General features: G+C 61.0%; 25 protein-coding genes and 1 pseudogene. 16 read left to right on the forward strand and 10 right to left on the reverse strand.

The genetic code is table 11. The features are described 5' to 3' along the window. Positions 1-92 precede the first annotated feature (92 nt). Complete coding sequence (locus ACA054_RS19640; RefSeq protein WP_497685742.1) at positions 93-1,085, forward strand: AraC family transcriptional regulator; 993 nt, start codon at positions 93-95, stop codon at positions 1,083-1,085. A 9-nt stretch (positions 1,086-1,094) separates the two neighbouring features. Here the strand turns inward: ACA054_RS19640 and ACA054_RS19645 are convergent, their stop codons facing one another. The 3 genes from ACA054_RS19645 to ACA054_RS19655 form a co-directional block, all read right to left on the reverse strand. After that, a complete protein-coding gene (locus tag ACA054_RS19645; protein WP_497685743.1) occupies positions 1,095-2,321 on the reverse strand; it encodes a cytochrome c biogenesis protein DipZ in 1,227 nt (408 codons plus the stop codon). A 157-nt stretch (positions 2,322-2,478) separates the two neighbouring features. Further along, the gene (locus tag ACA054_RS19650) at positions 2,479-2,691 is read right to left on the reverse strand and encodes a hypothetical protein (RefSeq protein WP_497685744.1); all 213 of its coding nucleotides are present in this window, start codon (positions 2,689-2,691) and stop codon (positions 2,479-2,481) included. Positions 2,692-2,739: 48 nt separating this feature from the next. After that, on the reverse strand, positions 2,740-3,003 hold the full coding sequence (locus ACA054_RS19655) for a DUF2790 domain-containing protein (protein WP_497685745.1): 264 nt from the start codon (positions 3,001-3,003) through the stop codon (positions 2,740-2,742). Positions 3,004-3,307: 304 nt separating this feature from the next. On the opposite strand from ACA054_RS19655, the gene ACA054_RS19660 reads away from it, so the two are divergent. Then, positions 3,308-4,048 carry a response regulator gene (locus tag ACA054_RS19660; protein ID WP_008063067.1) on the forward strand — a complete coding sequence of 247 codons (741 nt, stop codon included), beginning with the start codon at positions 3,308-3,310 and terminating at the stop codon, positions 4,046-4,048. Then, positions 4,045-5,358: an ATP-binding protein gene (locus ACA054_RS19665; RefSeq protein ID WP_497685746.1), complete on the forward strand. Its 1,314-nt coding sequence runs from the start codon at positions 4,045-4,047 to the stop codon at positions 5,356-5,358. The genes ACA054_RS19660 and ACA054_RS19665 overlap by 4 nt, the downstream gene beginning before the upstream one ends. Before the next feature lie 137 nt (positions 5,359-5,495). Here ACA054_RS19665 and ACA054_RS19670 read toward each other — a convergent pair whose 3' ends face one another. The 3 genes from ACA054_RS19670 to ACA054_RS19680 form a co-directional block, all read right to left on the reverse strand. Continuing rightward, complete coding sequence (locus tag ACA054_RS19670) at positions 5,496-6,251, reverse strand: HvfC family RiPP maturation protein (RefSeq protein WP_497685747.1); 756 nt, start codon at positions 6,249-6,251, stop codon at positions 5,496-5,498. Beyond that, on the reverse strand, positions 6,244-7,083 hold the full coding sequence (locus ACA054_RS19675; RefSeq protein ID WP_497685748.1) for an HvfB family MNIO-type RiPP peptide maturase: 840 nt from the start codon (positions 7,081-7,083) through the stop codon (positions 6,244-6,246). Before ACA054_RS19675 ends, ACA054_RS19670 begins: the two co-directional genes overlap by 8 nt. A gap of 144 nt (positions 7,084-7,227) precedes the next feature. Beyond that, entirely contained in the window at positions 7,228-8,562 is a 1,335-nt protein-coding gene (locus ACA054_RS19680) for an acetamidase/formamidase family protein (RefSeq protein ID WP_497685749.1), read from the reverse strand. Between the two features lie 503 nt (positions 8,563-9,065). Here ACA054_RS19680 and ACA054_RS19685 point away from each other — a divergent pair. Then, positions 9,066-10,112, forward strand: coding sequence for a class I SAM-dependent methyltransferase (locus ACA054_RS19685; protein ID WP_497685750.1), 1,047 nt, complete (start codon positions 9,066-9,068; stop codon positions 10,110-10,112). 156 nt (positions 10,113-10,268) lie between these two features. Then, entirely contained in the window at positions 10,269-11,111 is an 843-nt protein-coding gene (locus ACA054_RS19690; RefSeq protein ID WP_497685751.1) for an NAD-dependent protein deacetylase, read from the forward strand. 116 nt (positions 11,112-11,227) lie between these two features. Here the strand turns inward: ACA054_RS19690 and ACA054_RS19695 are convergent, their stop codons facing one another. Beyond that, complete coding sequence (locus ACA054_RS19695; RefSeq protein WP_497685752.1) at positions 11,228-12,115, reverse strand: LysR family transcriptional regulator; 888 nt, start codon at positions 12,113-12,115, stop codon at positions 11,228-11,230. Positions 12,116-12,256: 141 nt separating this feature from the next. Between ACA054_RS19695 and ACA054_RS19700 the strand changes: the two genes are divergently transcribed. From ACA054_RS19700 to ACA054_RS19710, 3 genes are read left to right on the forward strand one after another with little or no spacing between them, the layout of a single operon-like run. Then, positions 12,257-12,955, forward strand: coding sequence for a CoA transferase subunit A (locus tag ACA054_RS19700; RefSeq protein WP_431761370.1), 699 nt, complete (start codon positions 12,257-12,259; stop codon positions 12,953-12,955). A 36-nt stretch (positions 12,956-12,991) separates the two neighbouring features. Continuing rightward, positions 12,992-13,657 (forward strand): CoA transferase subunit B, encoded by a 666-nt coding sequence (locus ACA054_RS19705; protein ID WP_497685753.1) that lies wholly within the window; start codon positions 12,992-12,994, stop codon positions 13,655-13,657. An 11-nt stretch (positions 13,658-13,668) separates the two neighbouring features. Then, positions 13,669-14,850 (forward strand): acetyl-CoA C-acetyltransferase, encoded by a 1,182-nt coding sequence (locus ACA054_RS19710; RefSeq protein WP_497685754.1) that lies wholly within the window; start codon positions 13,669-13,671, stop codon positions 14,848-14,850. 227 nt (positions 14,851-15,077) lie between these two features. On the opposite strand, the gene ACA054_RS19715 is transcribed toward ACA054_RS19710, so the two are convergent. After that, on the reverse strand, positions 15,078-15,680 hold the full coding sequence (locus ACA054_RS19715; RefSeq protein ID WP_497685755.1) for an NADPH-dependent F420 reductase: 603 nt from the start codon (positions 15,678-15,680) through the stop codon (positions 15,078-15,080). A gap of 113 nt (positions 15,681-15,793) precedes the next feature. Here ACA054_RS19715 and ACA054_RS19720 point away from each other — a divergent pair, with 113 nt between their 5' ends. Beyond that, entirely contained in the window at positions 15,794-16,687 is an 894-nt protein-coding gene (locus tag ACA054_RS19720; RefSeq protein ID WP_497685756.1) for a LysR family transcriptional regulator, read from the forward strand. Positions 16,688-16,770: 83 nt separating this feature from the next. Here ACA054_RS19720 and ACA054_RS19725 read toward each other — a convergent pair. Then, positions 16,771-16,983, reverse strand: a pseudogene (locus ACA054_RS19725) (divalent metal cation transporter); the annotation flags it as partial. A gap of 372 nt (positions 16,984-17,355) precedes the next feature. On the opposite strand from ACA054_RS19725, the gene ACA054_RS19730 reads away from it, so the two are divergent. The 5 genes from ACA054_RS19730 to ACA054_RS19750 all read left to right on the forward strand — a co-directional run bounded on the left by ACA054_RS19730 (position 17,356) and on the right by ACA054_RS19750 (position 20,326). Then, the gene (locus ACA054_RS19730; RefSeq protein WP_497685757.1) at positions 17,356-18,144 is read left to right on the forward strand and encodes a hypothetical protein; all 789 of its coding nucleotides are present in this window, start codon (positions 17,356-17,358) and stop codon (positions 18,142-18,144) included. 83 nt (positions 18,145-18,227) lie between these two features. Further along, positions 18,228-18,902, forward strand: coding sequence for a glutathione S-transferase family protein (locus ACA054_RS19735; protein ID WP_497685758.1), 675 nt, complete (start codon positions 18,228-18,230; stop codon positions 18,900-18,902). A gap of 297 nt (positions 18,903-19,199) precedes the next feature. Beyond that, positions 19,200-19,391, forward strand: a complete 192-nt coding sequence (gene relB, locus ACA054_RS19740; protein ID WP_497685759.1) for a type II toxin-antitoxin system RelB family antitoxin — start codon at positions 19,200-19,202, stop codon at positions 19,389-19,391. A gap of 28 nt (positions 19,392-19,419) precedes the next feature. Further along, positions 19,420-19,650 carry a type II toxin-antitoxin system RelE/ParE family toxin gene (locus tag ACA054_RS19745; protein ID WP_497685760.1) on the forward strand — a complete coding sequence of 77 codons (231 nt, stop codon included), beginning with the start codon at positions 19,420-19,422 and terminating at the stop codon, positions 19,648-19,650. A gap of 103 nt (positions 19,651-19,753) precedes the next feature. Next, complete coding sequence (locus ACA054_RS19750; protein ID WP_497685761.1) at positions 19,754-20,326, forward strand: DcrB/PsbP domain-containing protein; 573 nt, start codon at positions 19,754-19,756, stop codon at positions 20,324-20,326. Between the two features lie 3 nt (positions 20,327-20,329). Here ACA054_RS19750 and ACA054_RS19755 read toward each other — a convergent pair whose 3' ends face one another. Next, entirely contained in the window at positions 20,330-21,046 is a 717-nt protein-coding gene (locus ACA054_RS19755; RefSeq protein WP_497685762.1) for an alpha/beta hydrolase, read from the reverse strand. Between the two features lie 224 nt (positions 21,047-21,270). Between ACA054_RS19755 and ACA054_RS19760 the strand changes: the two genes are divergently transcribed. Together ACA054_RS19760 and ACA054_RS19765 are read left to right on the forward strand one after the other, a co-directional pair. Beyond that, positions 21,271-22,734, forward strand: coding sequence for a PAAR domain-containing protein (locus ACA054_RS19760; RefSeq protein WP_497690342.1), 1,464 nt, complete (start codon positions 21,271-21,273; stop codon positions 22,732-22,734). Next, positions 22,731-23,345: a hypothetical protein gene (locus tag ACA054_RS19765; protein ID WP_497685763.1), complete on the forward strand. Its 615-nt coding sequence runs from the start codon at positions 22,731-22,733 to the stop codon at positions 23,343-23,345. The genes ACA054_RS19760 and ACA054_RS19765 overlap by 4 nt, the downstream gene beginning before the upstream one ends. Positions 23,346-23,355 lie beyond the last annotated feature (10 nt).

Consider the following 23,355-nt stretch of genomic DNA (forward strand, 5'->3'; position numbering starts at 1 on the left):
GATCGTCGGCCAACACTGCCCGATCGTCCGGAGGATTCGCGTTATGTCGTGACGCGCTCACAATCAGAAACCCCCGCACGGGAAAAACGCCCATGGACGCCCTGTCACAGACCCTGCGCGTCGTCCGCCTGGTCGGCGCGATTTTCATCAACGCCAGGTTCACCGCGCCCTGGTGCTATCAGTCGCCGAGCGCAGACACGGCGGCACCGTTCCTGGAACCCGGCGCCGAACGGGTGGTGATCTTTCACTTGATCACCGAGGGCGAGTGCTACGTCGAACTGGGGGATGATCCGCCGCTGCTGCTCAATCCCGGCGACGTGGTGATTTTCCCCCAGGGCCACGCCCATCGCATGAGTTCCCGACCTGGGTTGACGCCCGCCAGCGGTGCGCGGCTCGACGAAGTATTGGCACGACGCCCGCGACAGTTGAGTTATGGCGGTGGCGGCGCGGTGACGCGCCTGGTGTGCGGCTACCTGGCCTGCGACACGCGCTTGGCCGGCATGTTGCTGGCAGGACTGCCGCCCGTGGTCAGGGTCAATGTGCGCGGCTCCAACGCCGGCATCTGGCTGGAATCTTCGGTGCGTTATGCCTTAGCCGAAGCGCGATCGCCAAGGCCTGGCGGCGAAGGCGTGCTGGCGAAACTGGCCGAGGTGCTGTTCATCGAAGTGCTGCGCCTGTACATGCACGAACACGGCAAGGGTCGAACCGGTTGGCTGGCCGGCGTGAGCGACCGGATCGTCGGTGCGGCCCTCAACGCCTTGCACAAGAAACCCTGCCACGCCTGGACGCTGGATGAACTGGCGCGCACTGCCGGCACCTCAAGATCGGTCCTGGCAGAACGCTTTGCGCAGCTGGTGGGGGTTACGCCGATGCAGTACCTGACGCAATGGCGCATGTTGCTGGCGGCCAACCTGTTACGCAGCAGTAACAGTTCGCTGATGCGCATCGCCGAAGAGGTGGGTTATCAGACCGACACGGCGTTCAGTCGGGCCTTTCGCCGTGAGTATGGAGCGCCGCCAGCGGCGTGGCGGCGCAGTCAGGGCAATCGATCAATGGCCCACGGCCTTGGGCCTGTGAGCCATTGATCAGCAGGGTCAGGCCGCTGGAGCCTGGGCCTTGGCGTCAGCCTTGGCCTCTTCGAGCAACTGCTGGATCATCTTTTCCTGGGTGTCGTAGCGACCTTCACCGAAGTGGGTGAAGCGCACCTGACCCTTGGCATCGATCAGGTAGTGAGCGGGCCAGTACTGGTTATCGAAGTTGCGCCAGATCGCGTAGTTGTTGTCGATCGCTACCGGGTAGGTGATGCCGTATTCCTTCACCTTGTCCTTCACGTTATCGATGATGCGCTCGAACCCGTATTCGGGGGTGTGCACGCCGATCACCACCAGGCCATCCTTCTCGTACTTCTTCGCCCAGTCCTTGACGTACGGCAGGGTGTGCTTGCAGTTGATGCAGTCGAAGGTCCAGAAGTCCACCAGCACAACTTTGCCTTTCAGCGACTCGTTGGTCAGCGCTGGCGAGTTGATCCACTCCACCGCACCGGCCAGCGACGGCATGGCGTCTTGAGCGTTGTCCATGGATTCAGCCTTGACCTTACTGACGAAGTAATCGACGACTTTTGGCACTGTTTCAAGCAAGCCTTTCTCGACGCTGCTGACACCTTCCGACGAGGTGTTGGCCAGCAGCACATCGTTTGCTCCCGTGGAAATCACCGCCGCACCGGCCAATACCGCCACACCGGCACCACGACGCAGCCAGCCAGTGACCGGGATCGACGGTTTCAAGCGATTAACCAGGCCACGACCGGCGAAGATCAGGGTGCCCAGGGACAATGCGCTACCCAGGCCGTAGGCCACCAGCAGCAGACTGGTCCCGGCGTTCGCGCCCTGCAGCATGGCGCTGGTGAGAATCACCCCGAGGATCGGCCCGGCGCACGGTGCCCAGAGCAGGCCGGTAGCAACGCCGATCATCACCGAACTGAGTGGGCCGGACATTTTGCGGCTGTTCGGGTCGATGCGATTACCCAGCGCAACGAACGGACGCGCCAACCAGTCGCCGACCCGAGCGGAGATCAGCGACAGGGCGAACAGCACCATCACGATCAATGCCACATGGCGCCCGGTATTGCTGGCATGAATAACCCATTCACTGCTGACCACGGCCAGGCTGGAGATCAGAGCAAACGTCAGGACCATACCGCCGAGGGTCAGCATGATCGACGAGCGTGTACGGTCGGCACCGGCGAACAGGAACGGTACGACCGGCAGGATGCAGGGGCTGAGGACGGTCAATATGCCGCCCAGGAAAGCGATGAGTAACATGGGATCACCTTGAAAAAGAGGGTGGCATTTCACACCCGTCCCCTGTGGGAGCGAGCCTGCTCGCGAAGAGGTCAGTACATTCAACATCGTTGTCGACTGACCCTCAGCCTTCGCGAGCAGGCTCGCTCCCACATTGGTTCGGCGGTGTGTTCAGGCTTCAGGCCGTCTGGCCATCCAGCAACTTGCCTTGAGGCGTGCGGCTGGAACCGTTCTCTGCGAGGAAGGCATCACCGCCCTTCTCGGCAACCGGCGTCAGCTGAAAGCAAGTGCTGCTGCCGCAAGCGTGCTGTTCTACAGCGGCGTTGGCATGGGCCGCGGCGCCGGCAACGGAGAAAGCAATGGCGGTCAAAAAGCGGGTGACGTTGTTCATGATGTTCTTCCTGGCTCGATTGGAATGCGCTAAGCGTGATCGCCGGACTCAGTTGTCCGAGCTGCAGTTGTCAGCAAATTTGCGGTAGTCCAGGACCTGGGTCTTGCTCTGGGAATCCAGGTAGGTCAGCTGGGCATTCACCACGCCGCAGGAAGGCGAGGCATCCTGTTTCAGCGACACCACTTTCTTGATGTCCAGGTGCGTGCCATAGCTGTAGCTCATCGGGGTAACATCAGCTTCGGCGCGGGCCGACAAGGTGCAGATGTTCAAGGCGGCAAACAGGCAAGCGGCGTAGATGGCTTTAGTGTTCATGGCGGTTTCCTCAAGGTTCGATACGTAGTTCGTTTGTTGGGTAGAGGCGCTTGGGTTTGCCTCGATGGAACCTATTAGAAGCCTGCGAGGTATCCCGTATGTGTCGGGAACCGGCGCGTGTAAATCGGTAAGTATCTGGACCGGGCCGGGATACAGAGGGATACAAAACCCCGGAAAATTGGCGTTTTTGCGTCGGTGTGTATCCGCCATCAGGCCAGATACACTGCAATACAAAGGGCGGCGGGCGAGCGGGCCAAGGCTCGATAGACTGTGCGACATCCCCCACTGACAGAGGCAAGTCCCCATGGAGCACGTCGATCACATTCTCATCGTTGACGATGACCGCGAGATACGAGAGCTGGTGGGCAACTACCTGAAGAAAAACGGCCTGCGCACCACGGTCGTGGCCGATGGCCGGCAGATGCGCAGCTTCCTCGAATCCACGCCGGTGGACCTGATCGTGCTGGACATCATGATGCCGGGCGACGATGGCCTGATGCTCTGCCGCGAGCTGCGGGCAGGCAAACACAAGGCCACCCCGGTCCTGATGCTCACCGCGCGCAACGATGAAACCGACCGCATCATCGGCCTGGAAATGGGCGCCGACGACTACCTGGTCAAGCCCTTCGCCGCCCGTGAACTGCTGGCACGTATCAACGCCGTACTGCGCCGCACGCGCATGCTGCCACCGAACCTGGTGGTGACCGAATCCAGCCGCTTGCTGGCCTTCGGTCGATGGCGCCTGGACACCTCCGCCCGGCACCTGCTCGATGGCGACGGCACCATGGTCGCCCTCAGCGGCGCCGAGTATCGGTTGCTGCGGGTGTTCCTCGATCATCCGCAGCGGGTGCTCAATCGCGACCAATTGCTCAACCTGACCCAGGGCCGCGACGCCGACCTGTTCGATCGCTCCATCGACCTGTTGGTCAGCCGCCTGCGCCAGCGCCTGCTGGACGATGCCCGCGAACCGGCCTACATCAAGACCGTGCGCAGCGAGGGCTATGTGTTTTCCCTGCCGGTGGAAATCGTCGGTGCGCCAGCATGAACCTGTCGATGCGCTGGCCCCGCACCCTGGCTTCGCGACTGTCGCTGATATTCCTGGTCGGCCTGATCCTCGCCCAGGCGCTGTCCTTCGGTGCGCAGTACTACGAGCGCTATGAAAGCTCGAAAAACACCATGCTCGGCAACCTGGAGACTGACGTCTCGACCTCTATCGCCATCCTCGATCGCCTGCCGGCCGAAGAGCGTGCGAGTTGGCTGCAACAACTGGACCGGCGCAATTACCGCTATTTGCTCAATGAAGGTTCACCCGGCACCTCCATGGACACGGACATGCCCGAAGCACCGATTGCCATGGCCTCGATCAAGAATTCCATCGGCAAGGACTACCCGATGACCTTCAGCGATATTCCCGGGCCGACGAAACACTTCCAGGTCCACCTCAAACTGGCGGACGGCAGCCCGTTGACCATCGACGTGCGGCCTGCGATGGTGCCGCTGTCGCCTTGGCTACCCATGGTGCTGATCGGGCAATTGGCGCTGATGATTGCCTGCACCTGGCTGGCCGTGCGGATCGCCATCCGCCCCCTCACCCGCCTCGCCGAAGCCGTGGACACCCTCGACCCCAACACCCACCCGGTCCTGCTGGACGAAAAAGGCCCGACCGAAGTGGCCCACGCCGCCAAGGCCTTCAATGCCATGCAGGCACGCATCGCCGCCTACCTCAAAGAACGCATGCAACTGCTGGCGGCGATCTCCCACGATCTGCAAACGCCGATCACCCGGATGAAACTGCGCGCCGAATTCATGGACGACTCGGTGGAGAAAGACAAACTGTGCAACGACCTGGGCGAGATGGAGCACCTGGTGCGCGAAGGCGTGGCGTATGCCCGCAGCGTCCATGGCGCCACCGAAGAAAGTCGGCGCACCGACCTGGATTCGTTCCTCGACAGCCTGGTGTTCGATTATCAGGACATGGGCAAGCAAGTGCAGCTGAGCGGCAAAAGCATCACCGTCATCGACACCCGCCCCCACGCCTTGCGGCGAGTGCTGGTGAACCTGACGGACAACGCGCTCAAATTCGCCGGAGCAGCGGAGCTGCAGGTCGAAAAGAAAACCGATGGCAGCGTGTCGGTGAAGGTCATGGACCGCGGGCCGGGGATTGCCGAAGCGGAACTGGCCCAGGTGATGCAACCGTTCTACCGCGTGGAAAACTCGCGCAACCGCAGCACCGGTGGCACCGGGTTAGGGTTGGCAATCGCGCAACAGCTGGCGTTGGCGATCGGGGGATCGTTGACGTTGAGCAATCGGGAGGGTGGTGGATTGTGTGCGGAGCTCAAGTTGCGTGGCCTGTAAAAACCAGCGGGTGGCAATCCGACTTGCCCGCGAAGAACGACAACGCATTACCGTAGGAGCGAGGCTTGCCCGCGAAGAACGATAACGCGGTGTGCCAGGTACACCGCGTTATCGTTCTTCGCGGGCAAGCCTCGCTCCTACAGGTACCCTACAACCCCTTCCCCCTGCATCTGCCGCAACAACCCCAGCCCGCTTTCCATGAACGCCCCAGATCCCGTCATTCCCGCCTCCTCTGCCAATCCCTGCAGCTGCGCAAGTCCGGTTTGCCCGGGAAACGCCTCGATGCGCTGCAACAACCGAAATGCCAACGGACTCAATTCAGAAAACTTCACACTGAAATCCAGGTCCCGACGCACCAACAACAGCGCTGGCTGATCCGGCATGACATCCGGCAGATAATCCGGCCCCACCCGCTGCACTGGCCAGGCATACGCCAAGGGCCAGGCCAATGGCGAAACCTGCAACGGACGATCCAGCAACCCATCGGCATCGCCCCAGGGCAACGGCTCGGCCTCGGATTGTTGCAGGGCCATTTCCACCCATTCGTAGTGCGCCAGTTCGACCATGAACGGCGGCCATGGACCAGCGCCCAGTGCCGGGGGTTCAGAGGCGAGGAACTCGACAAATTCCTCGGCGATTTCGCCGAATTTCGGGGTGTGGGCGCGGTAGTCGCGCAGGAAGATTCGCACCAATGCCCGCCAATGCTCGTCGCCGAGAATCTTCACCAGTACCGGAAAGGTGCCGCTGATCAATGACGACAGGTTGGCGAACACCAGGTCGCGATAAACCTGTGCCCGGAGTGGGTCCATCTCCGGCGGTGGTGCGTAGTGCTCGGGGTCACGCAAGTAGAGACCCATACTGTTTTGCTGTTCATGCAACGAGCGCTTAACCACGACTCACCTCCTCTGTTTGCAACCGGCGAATGGTCTGCAACTCGGCGACCAGCTCGGAAAACGCCGGAAAGTTGAAATCGCGCTCAAGCAAAGTCGGTTGCGCGCCGAATCGGGCATAGGCCTGGGCCAGCAACGACCACACCGCTGGTTTGACCGAGGCGCCATGGGTGTCGATTTTCAAGCTGTCGGACTCATCGAAATGCCCGGCAATGTGCATGGCCACCACACGGTTCGCATCGATTCCGGCCAGGAAGGTACGCGGGTCGAAACCGTGGTTGATCGAGTTGACGTACACGTTGTTGACGTCCAGCAACAGGTCGCAATCGGCTTCGCGTAGCACAGCATTGGTGAACGTTACCTCGTCCATGTCCTGCTGCGGTGCGGCGTAGTAGGAGACGTTTTCCACCGCCAGGCGGCGGCCGAGAATGTCCTGGGCCTGACGGATGCGCGCGGCGACGTGATGCACCGCTTCTTCGGTAAAGGGCAACGGCAACAGGTCATACAGGTGACCGTCATCGCTGCAGTAGCTCAGGTGCTCGCTGTACAGCGGCACGTTGTGGTGATCGAGGAAAACCCGCACCTCTTGCAGGAATTCGACATCCAGCGGCGACGGCCCGCCCAGGGACAGGGACAAGCCGTGACAGGACAACGGATAGCGCTCGGCCAGGGTTCGCAACGCCGCGCCATGGGCACCGCCGATGCCGATCCAGTTCTCCGGTGCGACTTCGAGAAAGTCGAAATGCCCGGCCGGGGCGGCCAGCAGGTCCTTGATTAAACCGCGACGCAGGCCGAGCCCGGCGCTGGCCTTGGCTGATGAAATAGGGGTTTGCATGATGTCGATTCCAAGGGTTGTCAGAACGTCATCACAGTTAATCGAAGCGATGTATCGGGTCTGTGTGGCGTGCTGACAGAAAACGGCAAGCCGTGTATCGGCAGCGGGTCTGTACACACTCTGGTACAGACCCGTATCCGGGCATTACGCCAGGTCGTACTTCTCGCGCACCAGATGGCCAATGCCCATGCGATCCAGGACATTCATCGGGCACAGGAAGGTCACGCGCACAGTGCCTGGCAGGCGACTGATGTCGATGGAACCGGTGATGGTGGCGCGATTGAGCACTTCGTCATAAGGCAGGCCGGTGACCGCGGCGGCGCGCGTCAAGCCGTTCTCCACCGCCAGGTTGAGGTTCTCGCCGCTGCCGATGAAGGTGATCGGGCCGCTCTGTTCGATCTCGTGCTGGCCCCAACGCTCGCCCAGCTCACGGACTTTCGCGCGCTGCCCGGCATTCATCGGCCGCGCCATCGGTGGCAGGTCATCAAGGTTTTGCAGCAGGATCGGCCCTTCCAGCGTCAGGTTTTTCACCACTTGCACCACCACCTCGGTCTCCCCGGAGCAATCGGTGGCGTGGCCGGCGATCTCGCCGTTGCCCTGCTGCGCATGCATGTCACCCATGTACACGCCGGCCCCCGGCACTTTCACCGGGCAGATCAACACGCAGCCTTCGCGGATCGAATTGGTGTCCATGTGGCCGTCGGTCTTGGCCGCGTGCAGCTCTTCGCGGGTCATGCCGAAACGGTGCGGCGCATTGATCAGGTATTGGCCAAAGTCGGCACAGTTGTGCGAGTCGGGAATATCCCGGGACGGCATGGTGCCGATGTTGCCGAGGAACGGCCGCATGTGCGCGGCGACCCCGGGGATATCGGCGCGGGCCAGGGACAGGATCGAATGCTGTGCAGCGAATTCCGGCAGCGCTGACATCTCGGAGGCATTGCCGGCCAGTCGGTTGGCGACGTCCTGATTGACCGTCAGGCTGACCTGATTCTGCGCGTCGAACACAATCACATATCCGTGGCTGAAGCGAAATGCGCTGACCTCGGCGCCACAGTGGTTGCAGCGAATCGCGTCCTCGCCAATGCCTTCGACATGGCTGGCCGGATGCTCGGTGCCGCACTTGGAACAGAACTTGGAGACGAACGGATCGCCGTTGTAGCGCCCTTCGACGAAGCTCATGACCCCGGACGAAGTGGCCAGCGATGTGACGCGCATGCTTTTGATCTTGATCGCCACGGCATCGCCGATTTGCGCCCCGGCGATGGCCACCGGTTGCGTCACTTCATGGCCTCCTTCGAAAGCTGGCGTGATCATCGGCCCCCAGCAACCTGGCGGCGTCCCGGTGATCAGGGTGCCGCCGTCGGCCAGCGGGCCGAGCATCGGCTGACTCGGACCAATGATGCCGTTGGTGTAGCGATCGACCCGCAGGCGATCGACCGGCGTGGCGTTGAGAGTGGGTTGAGGCACAAGCGTTGTCATTGTTATCCCCTTCGATGTCAGGAGCGAATGGCCGCCTGCCGCGACGACCTGGAAGTAGCGCTGACCCTCGCTTTGGCAGGAGTCAAACGGTCTTCACAGTTCAGCGCAGGTTTGTATCTGGTCTGTGTTCGGGGGTGACCTGGAATTGAGGGGGACTGTATCGAGAGGCTGGTTAGATACAGTGAGATACATGCAATACCACCGTCACCCAAATCCCCTGTAGGAGCTGCCGAAGGCTGCGATCTGTTGATCTTGATCTATAGCGAATTCAAGGCCGCCGGAAATCAAGATCAAAAGATCGCAGCCTTCGGCAGCTCCTACAGGGTTCAGTGCCAAGCGATTGGGGCTTTCGTCGCTTGGGACAGCGCTACACGCCCCGCCAACTAAACTTAATGCACACAGGGCGAGCTCATCGTCCTGTCCATTCCACGACCACCGCCCAGGGGCGAACGCCTCGATAAACACTGCCACTGGACCCTGATCCTGCAAAAGGAGCACACGTGATGGACGAGGCCAGACTCAACGATTTTATGGGCAAACTGGTGGGTGACATGGGTGGCGCGGCGATGCTTGCCAACGTCATCCTCGGTGAAGAACTCGGCCTGTACCGGGCCATGGCCGACAGTCAACCCATCAGCCCTGAAACACTCGCCGACAAGACCGGTTGCAACCCCCGCCTGGTGCGCGAATGGCTGAGCGCCCACGCCGCCTCTGGCTACATGGAACACACCGACGGCCAGTTCCGCCTGCCCGAAGAACAAGCCCTGGCCTTGGCCATCGAAGACTCTCCGGTCTATATCGCGGGGGGTGTCGGAGTGGTCGCGTCGTTTTTCCATGACAAGGACAAACTGGTCAAGGCCATGCGCGGCGACGGCGCCCTGGCCTGGGGCGATCACCATCCATGCATGTTCAGCGGCACCGAGCGCTTCTTCCGGCCCGGCTACAAGGCGCACCTGATCGCCGAATGGTTGCCGGCCCTGGACGGCGTGGTGGCGAAACTGGAGGCTGGTGCCAAGGTGGCAGATGTCGGCTGCGGGCATGGCGCTTCGACGGTAATCATGGCCCAGGCATTTCCGGACTCGCGGTTCGTCGGCTTCGACTACCACGCGCCGTCCGTCACCGTCGCCACCCAGCGCGCCGAAGAAGGTGGCGTGTCTGGCCGCGCGCGGTTCTTCCAGGGCACCGCCAAGAGCTACCCTGGCGACGACTATGACCTGGTCTGCTACTTCGACTGCCTGCACGACATGGGCGATCCGGTGGGCGCGGCCAAACACGCCTATGAGTCGTTGAAGCCAGACGGTACGGTATTGCTGGTGGAGCCGTTCGCCAATGACTCGCTGGACGACAACATCACCCCGGTCGGCCGGTTGTTCTACGCCGCCTCGACCTTCATCTGCACGCCCAACTCGCTGTCCCAGGAAGTCGGCCTCGGGCTCGGCGCCCAGGCAGGCGAGGCGCGGTTGCGCAAGGTGTTCAGCGAGGCCGGGTTCTCGAGTTTCCGCCGGGCCACGGAAACGCCGTTCAACCTGATTCTGGAGGCGCGTAAATAAACACCCCGCAAATACTGTAGGAGCACGGCTTGCCGGCGATGGCGTCCTCAAGATCGCTATCGCGAGCAAGCTTTGCTCCTACAAGGGATACTTTACGGTCGTAGCCAATGATCGGCGAATGCTAATCTGCAGGCACTCAACCGCGGAGTGCTAAACGTGCTCGACCCCCTCATTCATGAACAACTGGATCGCTTCCAGTCCCTCATGGCCGACGAGCCGTTCGCGGTCCTGACCGGCGCTGGCATCAGCACGCCGTCGGGCATTCCGGACTATCGCGACAATCAGGGCGTCCGCCGTGGCCGGCAACCGATGATGTACCAGGAGTTTCTCTCCGCCCCCGAATCCCGGCGGCGTTACTGGGCGCGGGCGATGCTCGGCTGGCCACGCGTACGCCAGGCCCAGCCGAACGTGGCCCACGAGACTCTCGCCCGTTTGCAAAGCACCCGCCTGATCAGCGGCCTGATCACGCAGAACGTCGATACCTTGCACGACCAGGCCGGCAGCCATGACGTGATCGAACTCCATGGCAGCCTGCACCGGGTGCTGTGTCTGGACTGCGGAACACGCAGCGAGAGGGATTCGATCCAGCACCTGATGGAGACCCAGAACCCCTTCCTCGCCGGCGTGGACGCGGTGCAGGCGCCAGACGGCGACACCTTGCTCGACCCGGCCTTCGAGGCACGCTTCAAGGTACCGCACTGCCCCCTTTGCAGCGGCGAACGGTTGAAACCGGATGTGGTTTTTTTCGGTGAGAACGTCGCGCAGGAAACCGCGGCGAAAGCGCTGGCCGCGGTGGAAAAGGCTGCCGGGTTACTAGTGGTTGGCTCGTCGCTGATGGCGTACTCGGCGTTTCGCCTGTGCCGCGCGGTGGCGGATCAAGGCAAGCCGTTGCTGGCGATCAATCTGGGCAAGACCCGGGCGGACGGGATGCTGGATCTGAAGATCGAGGGGTCGTGTGAGCAGTTGCTTCCATTACTGGCCCAGCGCCTGGCTCGCTGACTGATCGTTCCCTCGCTCTGCGTGGGAATGCCTCAACGGACGCTCCGCGTTCGGCTCTTTGGGACGCGGAGCGTCCCGGGCTGCATTTCCACGCAGAGCGTGGGAACGATCAGACTCTACCCTGCAAAATCCTGCGCCTTTAGCACATCAAACAACGCCTGTGCCGCCGCCGAAAGCTCCCCGCCCGGCAAGGTCAGCACGCCGATCGCCCGCTCCACCACCGGGTCACGCAAGGTAATGCAATGCGCGCCCAGTTCACGCATCTGCCCCGCGCACAGGGCCGGCACTGCGCTCACCCCCAGTCCACTGGCAACCATCCGCCCAACCGTCGCCAGTTGGTGGCTTTCAAACTCCACCGGCAGCTTCATGCCTCGCGTCTGCAAATGCTCTTCCAGCATCACCCGCAATGTCGACGGGCGCTGCAAGGTAATGAACGGCTCCTTGAGCAAGGTTTGCCAGTCGATTTCATCCCGCTCGACAAGTGGCGAATCATGGGGCACCACCGCGACGAAGCGGTCGATGTACAGTGGTGTGAATTGCAGCGACGAACTCATGGTCGGCTCAAATGCCACACCCAACTCCACCTGACGATCGCGGACCATTTCCAGCACTTGCTCATTGATCACGTCGTTAACCGTGACGTTGACTTTCGGATACCGGGCGCGGAAGGTCTTGAGGATTGGCGGCAGCAGGTTGCCCGCGAACGACGGCATTGCCGCCAGGGTCACGCGACCACGCTGCAGGGTGAAACGCTGACGCAATTCATCCTCGGCATTGTCCCAGTCGGCGATCAGGCGACGCGCCAGCGGCACCAGCGATTCGCCTTCGGCAGTCAGCGCCACATTGCGTGTGTTGCGAGTAAATAGCCGCCCGCCCAGGCCCTCCTCCAGCGCCTTGATGGTCAGGCTCAGGGCAGATTGCGACAGGTGCAGGCGTTCGCAGGCCACGGCAAAGCTCAGGCTTTGGGCCACGGCCAGGAAGGCGCGGATCTGCTTGACTGTCATAGTCGTTGTCTCCAAGGCGTTACATTGTTGAGTTTTATCTATCAATCAACATTAAAAATCAACTTAACAAATGAATCTTGTAGCGCGACACTCAATCCCATTCGGCTAGCCAGCCGCCCACAAAGAATAAAAGAGGTGCATATGGCAGGTTTCGACAAGCGCGTGAGTTCCTACGAGGAAGCCCTGGCCGGTCTTGAAGACGGCATGACCGTGATCGCCGGCGGCTTCGGCCTGTGCGGCATCCCGGAGAACCTGATCAACGAGATCAAACGCAAGGGCACTCGCGACCTCACCGTCGTTTCCAACAACTGCGGCGTCGACGGTTTCGGCCTCGGCGTACTGCTGACCGACCGCCAGATCAGCAAAGTGGTGGCCTCCTACGTCGGCGAAAACAAGCTGTTCGAAGAGCAACTGCTCAAAGGCGAAATCGAAGTCATCCTGACCCCGCAAGGCACCCTCGCTGAAAAAATGCGCGCAGGCGGCGCCGGCATCCCGGCCTTCTTCACCGCTACCGGCGTGGGCACGCCTGTTGCCGATGGCAAGGAAGTCCGCGAATTCCATGGCCGCAAGTACCTGATGGAAGAATCCATCACCGGTGACTTTGCCATCGTCAAAGGCTGGAAAGCCGACCATTTCGGTAACGTGGTCTATCGCCACACCGCCCAGAACTTCAACCCGCTGGCCGCCACCGCCGGCAAGATCACCGTGGTCGAAGTCGAAGAAATCGTCGAACCCGGCGAGCTGGACCCGGCGCAGATCCACACCCCTGGCATCTACGTCGACCGGATCATCTGCGGCACGTTCGAGAAGCGCATCGAACAGCGCACCGTACGTAAGTGATCCCCTGCCCCCGGACCGAATGAAGGAATAACAACAATGGCACTTTCCCGCGAACAAATGGCTCAACGCGTCGCCCGCGAAATGCAGGACGGCTTCTACGTAAACCTGGGCATCGGCATTCCGACCCTGGTCGCCAACTACATCCCTGAAGGCATGGAAGTCATGCTGCAGTCGGAAAACGGCCTGCTGGGCATGGGTCCTTTTCCTACTGAAGACACCATCGATGCCGACATGATCAACGCCGGCAAACAAACCGTGACCGCACGTATCGGCGCGTCGATCTTTTCCTCGGCCGAATCCTTCGCGATGATCCGCGGTGGCCATGTCGACCTGACCGTGCTGGGTGCCTTTGAAGTCGACGTGCAAGGCAACATCGCCTCGTGGATGATCCCCGGCAAGCTGGTCAAGGGCATGGGCGGCGCCATGGATCTTGTAGCTGGCGCAGACAACATCATCGTCATCATGACCCATGCGTCCAAGGACGGTGAGTCCAAGCTGTTGTCCCAATGCAGCCTGCCGCTGACCGGCGCCGGTTGCATCAAGCGCGTGCTGACTGACCTGGCCTATCTGGAAATCCACGATGGCGCGTTCCATCTCAAGGAACGCGCACCGGGTGTCAGCGTCGAAGAGATCGTTGCCAAGACTGCCGGTAAACTGATCGTGCCGGAACACGTGCCGGAAATGCAGTTCGCTGACCAGTGAGGAGTCATTCCATGCAAGAAGTCGTCATTGTTGCCGCCACGCGCACCGCGATCGGCAGTTTCCAGGGTTCCCTGGCCAGCGTATCCGCCGTTGACCTGGGCGCTGCGGTGATCCGTCAGCTGCTGGCGCAAACCGGCCTCGACCCGGCGCAAGTCGATGAAGTGATCATGGGCCAGGTGCTGACTGCCGGCGCCGGGCAAAACCCTGCGCGCCAGGCTTCGATCAAGGCCGGCCTGCCCTTCGCTGTACCCGCCATGACCCTGAATAAGGTCTGCGGCTCGGGCCTCAAGGCGCTGCACCTCGGTGCTCAGGCGATCCGTTGCGGCGACGCCGAAGTGATCATCGCCGGCGGCCAGGAAAACATGAGCCTGTCCAACTACGTCATGCCCGGTGCCCGCACCGGCCTGCGCATGGGTAACGCGCAAATCGTCGACACCATGATCAGCGATGGCCTGTGGGACGCGTTCAACGATTACCACATGGGCATCACTGCCGAAAACCTGGCCGACAAGTACAGCCTGAGCCGCGAGCAGCAGGATGCATTCGCCGCCGCTTCTCAGCAGAAGGCCATCGCCGCCATCGAAGGCGGGCGTTTTGTCGATGAAATCACGCCGATCCTGATCCCACAGCGCAAGGGCGATCCACTGTCCTTCGCCACCGATGAGCAGCCACGGGCCGGCACCACCGCCGAATCCTTGGGCAAGCTCAAACCTGCCTTCAAGAAGGACGGTTCGGTGACCGCTGGTAACGCTTCGTCGCTCAACGACGGCGCCGCCGCCGTGATCCTGATGAGCGCGGAAAAAGCCAAGGCCCTGGGCCTGCCGGTACTGGCGAAAATCGCTGCCTATGCCAACGCAGGCGTGGACCCGGCGATCATGGGCATCGGCCCGGTGTCGGCGACTCGCCGCTGCCTGGACAAGGCCGGCTGGACTATCGACCAGCTTGAGCTGGTTGAAGCCAACGAAGCCTTCGCCGCACAATCGCTGGCCGTCGCCAAGGACCTGGAATGGGACTTGAACAAGGTCAACGTCAACGGCGGCGCCATCGCCCTCGGTCACCCGATCGGTGCCTCGGGTTGCCGCGTATTGGTGACCCTGCTGCATGAAATGATCAAGCGTGACGCCAAGAAAGGCCTCGCCACCCTGTGCATCGGTGGTGGTCAGGGCGTGGCACTGGCGCTCGAACGGGCTTAAGCCGACAGCGTTTAACAGACGGCGCGGGGACCCACGAAGAACCGCCGCCGCCTGGCAAAACACCCGGTACGACTCACGTCGCACCGGGTTTTCACATTTCCAGAACTGTAACCCCGCGCCCCTGTAGGAGCTGCCGCAGGCTGCGATCTTTTGATCTTTATCGACTGGAAGGCCGCCGAAAAACAAGATCAAAAGATCGCAGCCTCCGGCAGCTCCTACAGGGGTCGTCAGGAAAACCTCACCAGATTCAAAGCTGGCAGCGGTCCACCCGGAAACTGCACCAGCCGCGCACCGACGCTCAACTCCCCAAGATCAATCCCGAAGAACCCCAGCCGTTCGATCAATGCCGCCACTTGCGCCCTCGCCTCGCCATCATCTCCCGAAAAAAACAGCACTCTTCGCCCGCCTTCCGCTGCCGGATCGCTTTCAAGCAAATGAGCCTGAAGGTGATTGAACGCCTTCACCACCCGCGCACCCGGTACCCATTCGGCAAACACCTCACTGGACATGCGTCCGTGCAGGTCCACAGCCTTGAACGACGGCGCTTCGATCGAGTTGTTGGCATCGATCACGATCCGCCCGGCAAAATCCGGCAGGCCGGCCAGTGCCATCGGTAACTTCGACCAGTTCACCGCCACCAGCACGATTGGCTGTGCAGCCGCTTCTTCACGGGTACCGGCGCGAGCGGTTGGCCCGAGTTCTGCCACCAGCGAGGCCAGGCTTTCGGGGCCGCGACTGTTGCCGATGACCACTTCAATGCCCTGGCGTGAAAGGGCTTTGGCGAAAGCTGCGCCGATTGCGCCGGCGCCGATAATTCCGATGGTGCTCATGGTTTGTCACTCCGAGTGGTTGTCGTCGGGGTGAATACTGCGCTTGCCATTGGTGCGCGATTAGCGGGTAATGATTTGAATGATTTTCAAGCATTGCTATCAGGTGTCGCGCCATGGAAACCCTCGCCAACCTCGAATCCTTTGTGCGCAGTGCCGAAACCGGAAGCTTTTCCGCAGCCGCCCGCTTGCTCGCGCTGACACCGGCCGCCGTGAGCCGCAACGTCGCCATACTGGAACGCAACATCGGTGTTCGCCTGTTCCAGCGCTCGACCCGCAAACTGTCCCTGACCGAGGCCGGGGAACGATTCCTGGCCAGCATCGGCGGCAATCTGGAGGCGTTGCAAGCGGCGATCAACGCGGTCACCACCGATCGGGGCGAGCCGGCGGGAGTGCTCAAGCTCAGCCTGGCGCCGACTTTCGGCATCGGCCATGTCCTCCCGCTGCTGCCGGCCTTTCTGGCGCGCTACCCGTTGATCCGCCCGGAATGGCATTTCGAAAACCGTCCCGTGGACTTGATCGCCGAAGGTTACGACGCCGCCATTGGCGGCGGCTTCGAGTTGACCCCGGGCGTCATCTCCCGATCCCTGGTGCTGGCCCCCGTAGTAGCCGTCGCCTCACCGGCTTATCTGCTGCAACGCCCCCTGCCCGCCACCCCGGCGGACCTGGCCCGACACACCGGGATCGTGATGCGCGGTAGCCGCACCGGGCGGATTCGGCAATGGGTCATGCGCGATGGCGCCGGCCATGAAATGCCGGCCAGCCTCAACGAAAGCATCGTGCTCAACGACCCCGCCGCCATGCGCGAGGCGGCCATACTGGGATTGGGCGTGACAATGCTGGTGCTGTCCGATGTGCAGGCGAACCTCCAGCGCGGCGAACTGGTGCGCCTGTTGCCCGATTGGCAAGGGGATGCAGGGGCGATTTCGCTGTACTACCCGAGCCGTACGCTAATGCCGGCCAAGACGCGGGTGTTCATTGATTTTGTGGTGCAAGCGTTTACCCGCTGATGATCATTGGCTGAAAAGCTGGAAAATCAACCAGCTATTGGCCCCACTGATCACTACAAATAAGCCCCACGCCAACACTCGCGTCGTGAACACAAACACTGCACCACCATCCCCGCCAGGCTCGCCAACAGCACCACGAACAGCAGACTGTAGCCAAAGCGCGACCCGGCCTCGATGGCCGTCGCCCAATTGCCCGGGGCCATGTAGCCGGTGGATACCAGCAAACCGGGACCGGCAAAACGCAGGACACGCTTGAAGAATGAGGCGCCGGGGTCAACGGCAACGGTACTCGCCACCTCCGGCGGGCAAAATGGCGCAGTGCCAACTTTGGGCAGACTGAATTTCACGCGATGATCCGTCAGCAGGTGGAAAGGCTCAGCATTGATACCGTCTTGGCCCTGACTGAGCAAGGTTGTTGCTGCACACGGCCCGCCTGGTACGCATCCACAGATCGGCTTTACCGATATCTACATGTCGACGCATACCCTTGTAGGAGCCAGGCTTGCCGGCGAAGGCGTCTTTGGATATTGCGTTGCTCTTTCAGTCGCCTTCGCCGGCAAGCCTGGCTCCTACAGAATCAGTTTTGTATACAAAACATGCTTACCTATAGAGCAAATCACCCCGCAAAATGCTACCGTTGCCGCCACACACAGGTTGGAGAAGTGCGCGTGCTGATGCTCAAACTGCTGGTCATTCCAGGCTTTCTGCTGCTGATCTCCCTGGCTGGCAAACGCTGGGGGCCAAGCGTGGCGGGTTGGTTGTCGGGGTTGCCGGTGGTGGTCGGACCGATTCTGTTCTTCCTCGCCATCGAACAAGGCCAGGCGTTCGCCGCCCAGTCGGCCATGGCCGCGCTGTCGGCGATGTTCGCGATGATTGCCTTCTGCGTGACCTATGCGCAGGTCGCGCAACGCGCAAAATGGCCACTGGCACTGACGCTCTCGCTACTGGTATGGGCCTTGGTTGCCGTGATCCTGTCGCAGCTCCCGCCGTCGCTGCCACTCTCGGTGATTGCCGCCGCCACCGCACTGCTGGCCGCGCCGTACTTGTTCCCGGCGGTACAGCCGATCGTCTCAGGCCCGGCGCCGAAGTCCGACAAACTGCTGCTGCGCATGATTGCCGGCGCCTTGCTGACCCTGGCCGTCACCTGGCTCGCCAGCACCGTCGGCGACCGCTGGAGCGGCCTGCTCGCCGTGTTCCCGGTGCTTGGCAGCGTGATGGCGGTGTTCTCCCAGCAAACCCGAGGCCCGGCGTTTACCGCCGCGTTGCTGAGGGCGACGGCTACCGGGATGTATTCATTTTCTGCCTTCTGCCTGGTCGTGACGCTGACCTTGCCCAGCATGGGCCTGATGGGTTTCGGTGTTGGCGTCGCGGTCTCGGTGGGCATGCTCGGCGTCACCAGGCGATTGCTGGCAAAACCCGCTCCCTTGCCAACACGTTCAACAATTTCGAACGAGTAGCGCAACATCCTGGTACGTCAATCGAACAGGTTTGCCCCACCATCAGCCTCAGTTCCAAACCACTCCCGACTGAGGCCTACCCCATGAAATTCTTTTTCCATCCTTCGCCGAACCCGATGAAAGTCGCTCTGTTGCTCGAAGAATTGCAAACGCCCTATGAGTTGATCGGCGTCGACACCTTCAAGGGCGAGCAACACTTGCCGGCCTTCCTCGCGATCAACCCGAACGCCAAGGTTCCGGCCCTGGTCGATGGCGACGCGACGGTTTTCGACTCCCAGGCGATCCTGCTGCACCTGGCGCAAAAGCATCAGCGCTTCCTGCCGAACAGCGCTGCCGGCAATGCCGAACTGCTGTCATGGCTGATGTTCATCGCCACCGGCCTGTCGCCGTTCTCCGGCCAGGCCGTGCATTTCCTGCATCACGCACCGGAGGACCTGCCCTACGCGAAAAATCGCTACTTCAAGGAAGTCGAACGCCACTACCGCGTGCTCGACCAGCGTCTGACCGACCATCAGTACCTGGCTGGCGACAGCTACAGCATCGCCGACATGGCGCTCTGGGGCTGGGCCAACTACGCGCCCTACATCCTCGGCGAAAACGGCTTGGCGGCCTACCCGAACGTCAAGCGCCTGTTCGATGAAATCAGCGCACGCCCGGCGGCCCAGCGTGCTCTCGGCCTGAAAGAGAAGCTTGTGCTCAAGGCAGAATTCGACGAAGAAACCCGTCGTAACCTGTTCCCGCAGAACCAGGCCCAGTAAGCCGCTCCCGACATTCGAAGGTGATGAAATGGAGGTGTGACTGCGCCCGTCCCTTGTGGTGACCTGCCGTCGCCACAGGGTATCGGCTACTCGTTTTTTCAGATCCTACGTGCGGCGACGAAAAACATAAAATCGAGCCTATGTCCTACATGTTTTTCGGGTTGGCCGTCAGACGTCAGGTGTTTACGATATCGATGGAGTGAGCACCCCAGCGCTCTTCGAGGGGATGTACTTCATCCAGACACGACGACAACGGGCTACATACCCATTAAACTGCAGGCAATCCCGGAGATCACCATGAACGCCCGACTTTCCTCCATAGTTTCAGAGTTTGAAACCGAAGAGCAGGCTACCCGCTACGACCGCTGGTTCCGTGCCAAGGTACAGGCATCCCTGGATGATCCGCGCCCAAGCATTCCGCATGATCAAGTGATGGCTGAAATGCGAGCCCTCCTGGAGTCAAAGCGCAACAAGCGCGATGCGGGTTGAGTGGCGTCCCGAGGCATGATCCGATCTCTTGCAAATCCTCAATTATATTGGTGACCGTAACCTCGTAGCGGCTCTTGAGCTCAATCAGGCCATTGAAACGGCTACATCAGCCCTCCCCGAACATCCCTACCTCTATCGATGTGGCCGACTTCCCGATACACGAGAAATTGTTGTGCATCCTAATTACCTGGTGGTCTATCGGGTGACGGATCAAATCCAGATCCTGAGTGTGTTACATGCCAGGCAGGAATACCCCTGATACCGAAGCATCTACGACCGTCCGTTACCCCATGCTGGAACATCTCACAGTCCCCATGGGATGATCGCCACCCACCGCGCGACCATCCCTGGAGTTTTTTCGAATGTCACTGTTGAGTAAAAAAGCCGTTGTCCTGATGCTGGCAGCGGTTGCCAGCCTGGGGGCTTTGAATGTGCAGGCGGCCAAGGCCCCCGCCAAAGAGACGGTGCAGGGTCAGAAAGTCTCGATGCTCGACGGCAAGTTCACCTTCACCCTGCCCAAGGGTTTCATCGCCAACCCGTTGCCAGCCAGCCCCACCGGCGCAAGCGGCACCATGTACACCAACGAAACCACCAAGACCGTGGTGATCGCCGCGCAAAACAGCCTGCCCGAGGGGGTCAAGGTCAAGGACAACGACGGTGAATTTCTCGACGGCACGGCGGCCGACTTCGACGCGGCGCAACACAAGGCCCTGCCGGACTACAACAAACTCAGCGAAAAAAGCCTGACCCTGAAAAAAACAGGGCTGGGTGTGCGCCAGGTCGACAGTACCGCCACCCAGGGCGGCGGCACGACCCTCAACACCACGTTGATAGCGGCATCGGGCAGCCACATGACTGTGATTCAGGTCATTTCCCGCCCCGGCGACATGGCGGCTCACGAAACCTTGATCAAGCAGATCGTCAGCGGCAAATGAGCCTCAGGGGTTGAGGCGCTGCAGCCAGGCGCTCAAATCCTGCAGTTCTTCGGCACTGATGCTGTGGCCGACACCCTGGTAGGCGTGGAACTCCGGTTCCAGTGACACGCTTTGCAACAGGCTGTTGGCCTCGGTGCCATCGCTCAAGGGAAGACGCTGGTCCGCCGTGCCATGGCCAATGAAAATCGCCAGCGACTGGCGTTTTTCATCCGGTTTGAGCTCGGACCTGAGCACCGGCAGAATCCGCCCGCTCAACGCGGCAATCCCGCCCACCGCCTCAGGATGACGCAGGGCGACTTCGTAGGACATGATCGCCCCCTGGCTGAAACCCACCAGGAACACCTTTTCGGGTTGTGTGTGATATTTCTTCGCCGCCTGTGCGACGAAATCCAGCAGCAACTGGCCGCTGGCGTTCAAATCATCGGTTTCGCCGTTGTAGGCACCATCGCCTTTCTTGCGAAACCACTGGTAACTCCCCTCTTGCATCACCATCGGCGCCCGCACCGACAGGTAGTTGTACTCGCGGGGTAACTCATCCTTGATGCCGAACAGGTCTTGCTCGTTACTGCCGTAGCCGTGGAGAAAAATCACCAGCGGCTGCTCGCGGGAATCGGGGTTGGCCTGCTCCAGGTACTTGAGCGGCAGATCGGTTTGGAGGGGGGGTTGAGCGTGGACAGCGGCGGATGCCAGCAGCGTGAACAGAGCAAGAAACTTCAGCATAAACCTTCCTTCACCGTGCGCAGGGTTCGGGACTGAGCCTAGCACCTTCGTTGGCGCGACTCCCACCACTGGGTCCGATTGCGGAATCCGCCTACACCAGACGAGGAAACGTCTGATTTACGCCTGACACTCTTGTATAGAACTCTGTGCACGGCATTTTGCCACTCCTCCGTTCCATTGGGAGCAGGAGCAATTTGATCGTCATCAGACAAGGAGTTCAAGCAATGGCAAAGGGATATTTCATTCGCAAGGGTGACAAAACCAGCTGTGGCGGCGAGGTGCTGGAGGCCGATACTCGCGTCATGATGTTTGGCTTCGCCCATGCTCGCGCAGGGGATCGGGTTTCCTGTGGCAAAAACGACGAAACATACGAAATCGTCGGTGGTATCTCGTACATGGACAGTCACGGCAGGCTGGTGGCGGGGTCGCTGGATAGCCGCAGCAGCTGTCCCTGCAAGGCCAGTCTCCTCCACTCGTTCACCAATGCCACCTACGAGTCCAGGCAGGGTGCTGCGCCGCAAGCCGCGAGGAGTGCCCCTCAACAGGAGGCCGCGCCGGTTGCCCCCAGCAACCCGGTGACGCCACGACAGTCCAGTTTCACTTCACCGCGAGCACCCTCACCGACGCTCAGCGAACGGCCTGGGACGGTCTGCGAGAACCTCTGGCGCGGGTACCAGCAAAGGGTCGAAAACGTCGTGGCACCGGGCGGTAAGCTGATTGCCGACCCGAAGGCGCGCAACAAGGCGATCAATGCCGCCTACGCCCAGCTGTGGCGCCACGACCCGCGATTTCAGTGGGCCGGGCTGGCGGCCTTCGCCTCGAAACAGGTGGGCTGTGGTCTGCTGCATGCGGCGGATTCGGTCGAGAAGATTCAGGCGGAAGAAGAGGCGATACAGCAATTGAGGGACAGTGCCAGGCAAGGACTGAGAGGTTTGCTCAGTCCCAGTGAGCGGGAAAAGCGCGCGACCATTCGGGCGTTTGAGCAGCGCCAACGCGAGTACGAACAGGCCAACCGGGACAACCCGGTGTGGGGCTTCACCTATTGGGGGGCCGACAGCCCGTTGTCCTACTCGCAACGAATGTACCGGTTTGTGTACGAAATGCTGGCCATGGGCAATACCACGCTGTTCCTGGATGTGTATCCGTTGCATGTGTTCTACCAGGAGCGGGGGCTGGAGGCGCTGAAGGACTGCCTGGCTGCACGGAAGAACATTCATGGCAGTGGTCAACATCCGGTGCTGTGGCCGGTCGGAGAGGAAACACTAAAATTCGGGATTGACCATGATGAAATCCTCCTGGCCTTTGAGGCGATTGAAACGGGTAACATTGCCAAAAGTGTTGAGCATTTAGCCAAGCACGAACAGGTCAATATTCTGCAACCGGCTATGTACGACGACAGCGGTCTGAAATGGTTATTGCGCGGCAACCATGCTTCCTACGTCACTAACATCCCCTCCGGTGCCGCTCAGGCCATCGAGCTGACGCTGGCCAGCCAGTGCCGCCCCATCGAGGACGGACGCACCATTGGTTTTGGCAGCAATCCCTTTGCCAACTTGGCTGACATCGAACGTCGCATGACCTTTGTGCTCAAAGCCGCGGCGCAGTTTGACGATTTGCTGCATAGCGACCAGCGGGGGCAGATTGAGCAATCGATTCGGGATATCGCCTGGGGTGGAGGCGTGCGATGAACCTGATGCAACGCATGGACTGGCGACACGGCATGTCAGTACTGGCAGTCGCGACCCTTCTGACACTGGCCGTGATCGAGACCCTATCGGATGAGCCGGAAATCGCCCTGTTGATTGGCGAGCCCTACGAGTCTATGCGCCAGCGCTCCAGCGCTAACATTGGCCCAGCCATTCCGGGGCGCTCATGGTTCAGTGTTCCGAAATCGGATGCCCGTCTACGTTTCGCAGACCCTCAATACGGCTTTGTAACTCCATTGGCCCGTTTTTTCACAGTAATGTTCGATGATGAGATGATCGACGGTGTCCGCATGTCCCCACAAGTCGAGCCGCTGCTGCTCGACGATACCCTCAAGGTCGTGCTGGATCTACAAGAGCAATGGCGCAACGCTGGCTGGGTACCCATCCGAGCCAAGGACTTCCCCTCGTTCGCCGACACCCCGCAATGGCGCGCGCAATTGCAGGATGCAAAAAAAGGCGGAACGGCTTACTGGCGAGCAGGTGACAAATACCAACTGATGCTAGTGGTCAATCGCTTCAAGGATGTTAAGCACCCCACAGAAGAACGCTACCTCATCACCTTGGGCATCCACCGATCACGCGGCGTGCAATGAATCTCCCCTC

The organism is Pseudomonas sp. LBUM1653, from assembly GCF_059716115.1.

Bases quoted from the DNA above. Each gene is read 5' to 3' on its own strand.
- ACA054_RS19640 (WP_497685742.1), top strand. From the start codon at position 93: ATGGACGCCCTGTCACAGACCCTGCGCGTCGTCCGCCTGGTCGGCGCG.
- ACA054_RS19645 (WP_497685743.1), bottom strand. From the start codon at position 2,321: ATGTTACTCATCGCTTTCCTGGGCGGCATATTGACCGTCCTCAGCCCC.
- ACA054_RS19650 (WP_497685744.1), bottom strand. From the start codon at position 2,691: ATGAACAACGTCACCCGCTTTTTGACCGCCATTGCTTTCTCCGTTGCC.
- ACA054_RS19655 (WP_497685745.1), bottom strand. From the start codon at position 3,003: ATGAACACTAAAGCCATCTACGCCGCTTGCCTGTTTGCCGCCTTGAAC.
- ACA054_RS19660 (WP_008063067.1), top strand. From the start codon at position 3,308: ATGGAGCACGTCGATCACATTCTCATCGTTGACGATGACCGCGAGATA.
- ACA054_RS19665 (WP_497685746.1), top strand. From the start codon at position 4,045: ATGAACCTGTCGATGCGCTGGCCCCGCACCCTGGCTTCGCGACTGTCG.
- ACA054_RS19675 (WP_497685748.1), bottom strand. From the start codon at position 7,083: ATGCAAACCCCTATTTCATCAGCCAAGGCCAGCGCCGGGCTCGGCCTG.
- ACA054_RS19680 (WP_497685749.1), bottom strand. From the start codon at position 8,562: ATGACAACGCTTGTGCCTCAACCCACTCTCAACGCCACGCCGGTCGAT.
- ACA054_RS19685 (WP_497685750.1), top strand. From the start codon at position 9,066: ATGGACGAGGCCAGACTCAACGATTTTATGGGCAAACTGGTGGGTGAC.
- ACA054_RS19695 (WP_497685752.1), bottom strand. From the start codon at position 12,115: ATGACAGTCAAGCAGATCCGCGCCTTCCTGGCCGTGGCCCAAAGCCTG.
- ACA054_RS19700 (WP_431761370.1), top strand. From the start codon at position 12,257: ATGGCAGGTTTCGACAAGCGCGTGAGTTCCTACGAGGAAGCCCTGGCC.
- ACA054_RS19705 (WP_497685753.1), top strand. From the start codon at position 12,992: ATGGCACTTTCCCGCGAACAAATGGCTCAACGCGTCGCCCGCGAAATG.
- ACA054_RS19710 (WP_497685754.1), top strand. From the start codon at position 13,669: ATGCAAGAAGTCGTCATTGTTGCCGCCACGCGCACCGCGATCGGCAGT.
- ACA054_RS19715 (WP_497685755.1), bottom strand. From the start codon at position 15,680: ATGAGCACCATCGGAATTATCGGCGCCGGCGCAATCGGCGCAGCTTTC.
- ACA054_RS19720 (WP_497685756.1), top strand. From the start codon at position 15,794: ATGGAAACCCTCGCCAACCTCGAATCCTTTGTGCGCAGTGCCGAAACC.
- ACA054_RS19735 (WP_497685758.1), top strand. From the start codon at position 18,228: ATGAAATTCTTTTTCCATCCTTCGCCGAACCCGATGAAAGTCGCTCTG.
- relB (WP_497685759.1), top strand. From the start codon at position 19,200: ATGAACGCCCGACTTTCCTCCATAGTTTCAGAGTTTGAAACCGAAGAG.
- ACA054_RS19750 (WP_497685761.1), top strand. From the start codon at position 19,754: ATGTCACTGTTGAGTAAAAAAGCCGTTGTCCTGATGCTGGCAGCGGTT.
- ACA054_RS19755 (WP_497685762.1), bottom strand. From the start codon at position 21,046: ATGCTGAAGTTTCTTGCTCTGTTCACGCTGCTGGCATCCGCCGCTGTC.
- ACA054_RS19760 (WP_497690342.1), top strand. From the start codon at position 21,271: ATGGCAAAGGGATATTTCATTCGCAAGGGTGACAAAACCAGCTGTGGC.
- ACA054_RS19765 (WP_497685763.1), top strand. From the start codon at position 22,731: ATGAACCTGATGCAACGCATGGACTGGCGACACGGCATGTCAGTACTG.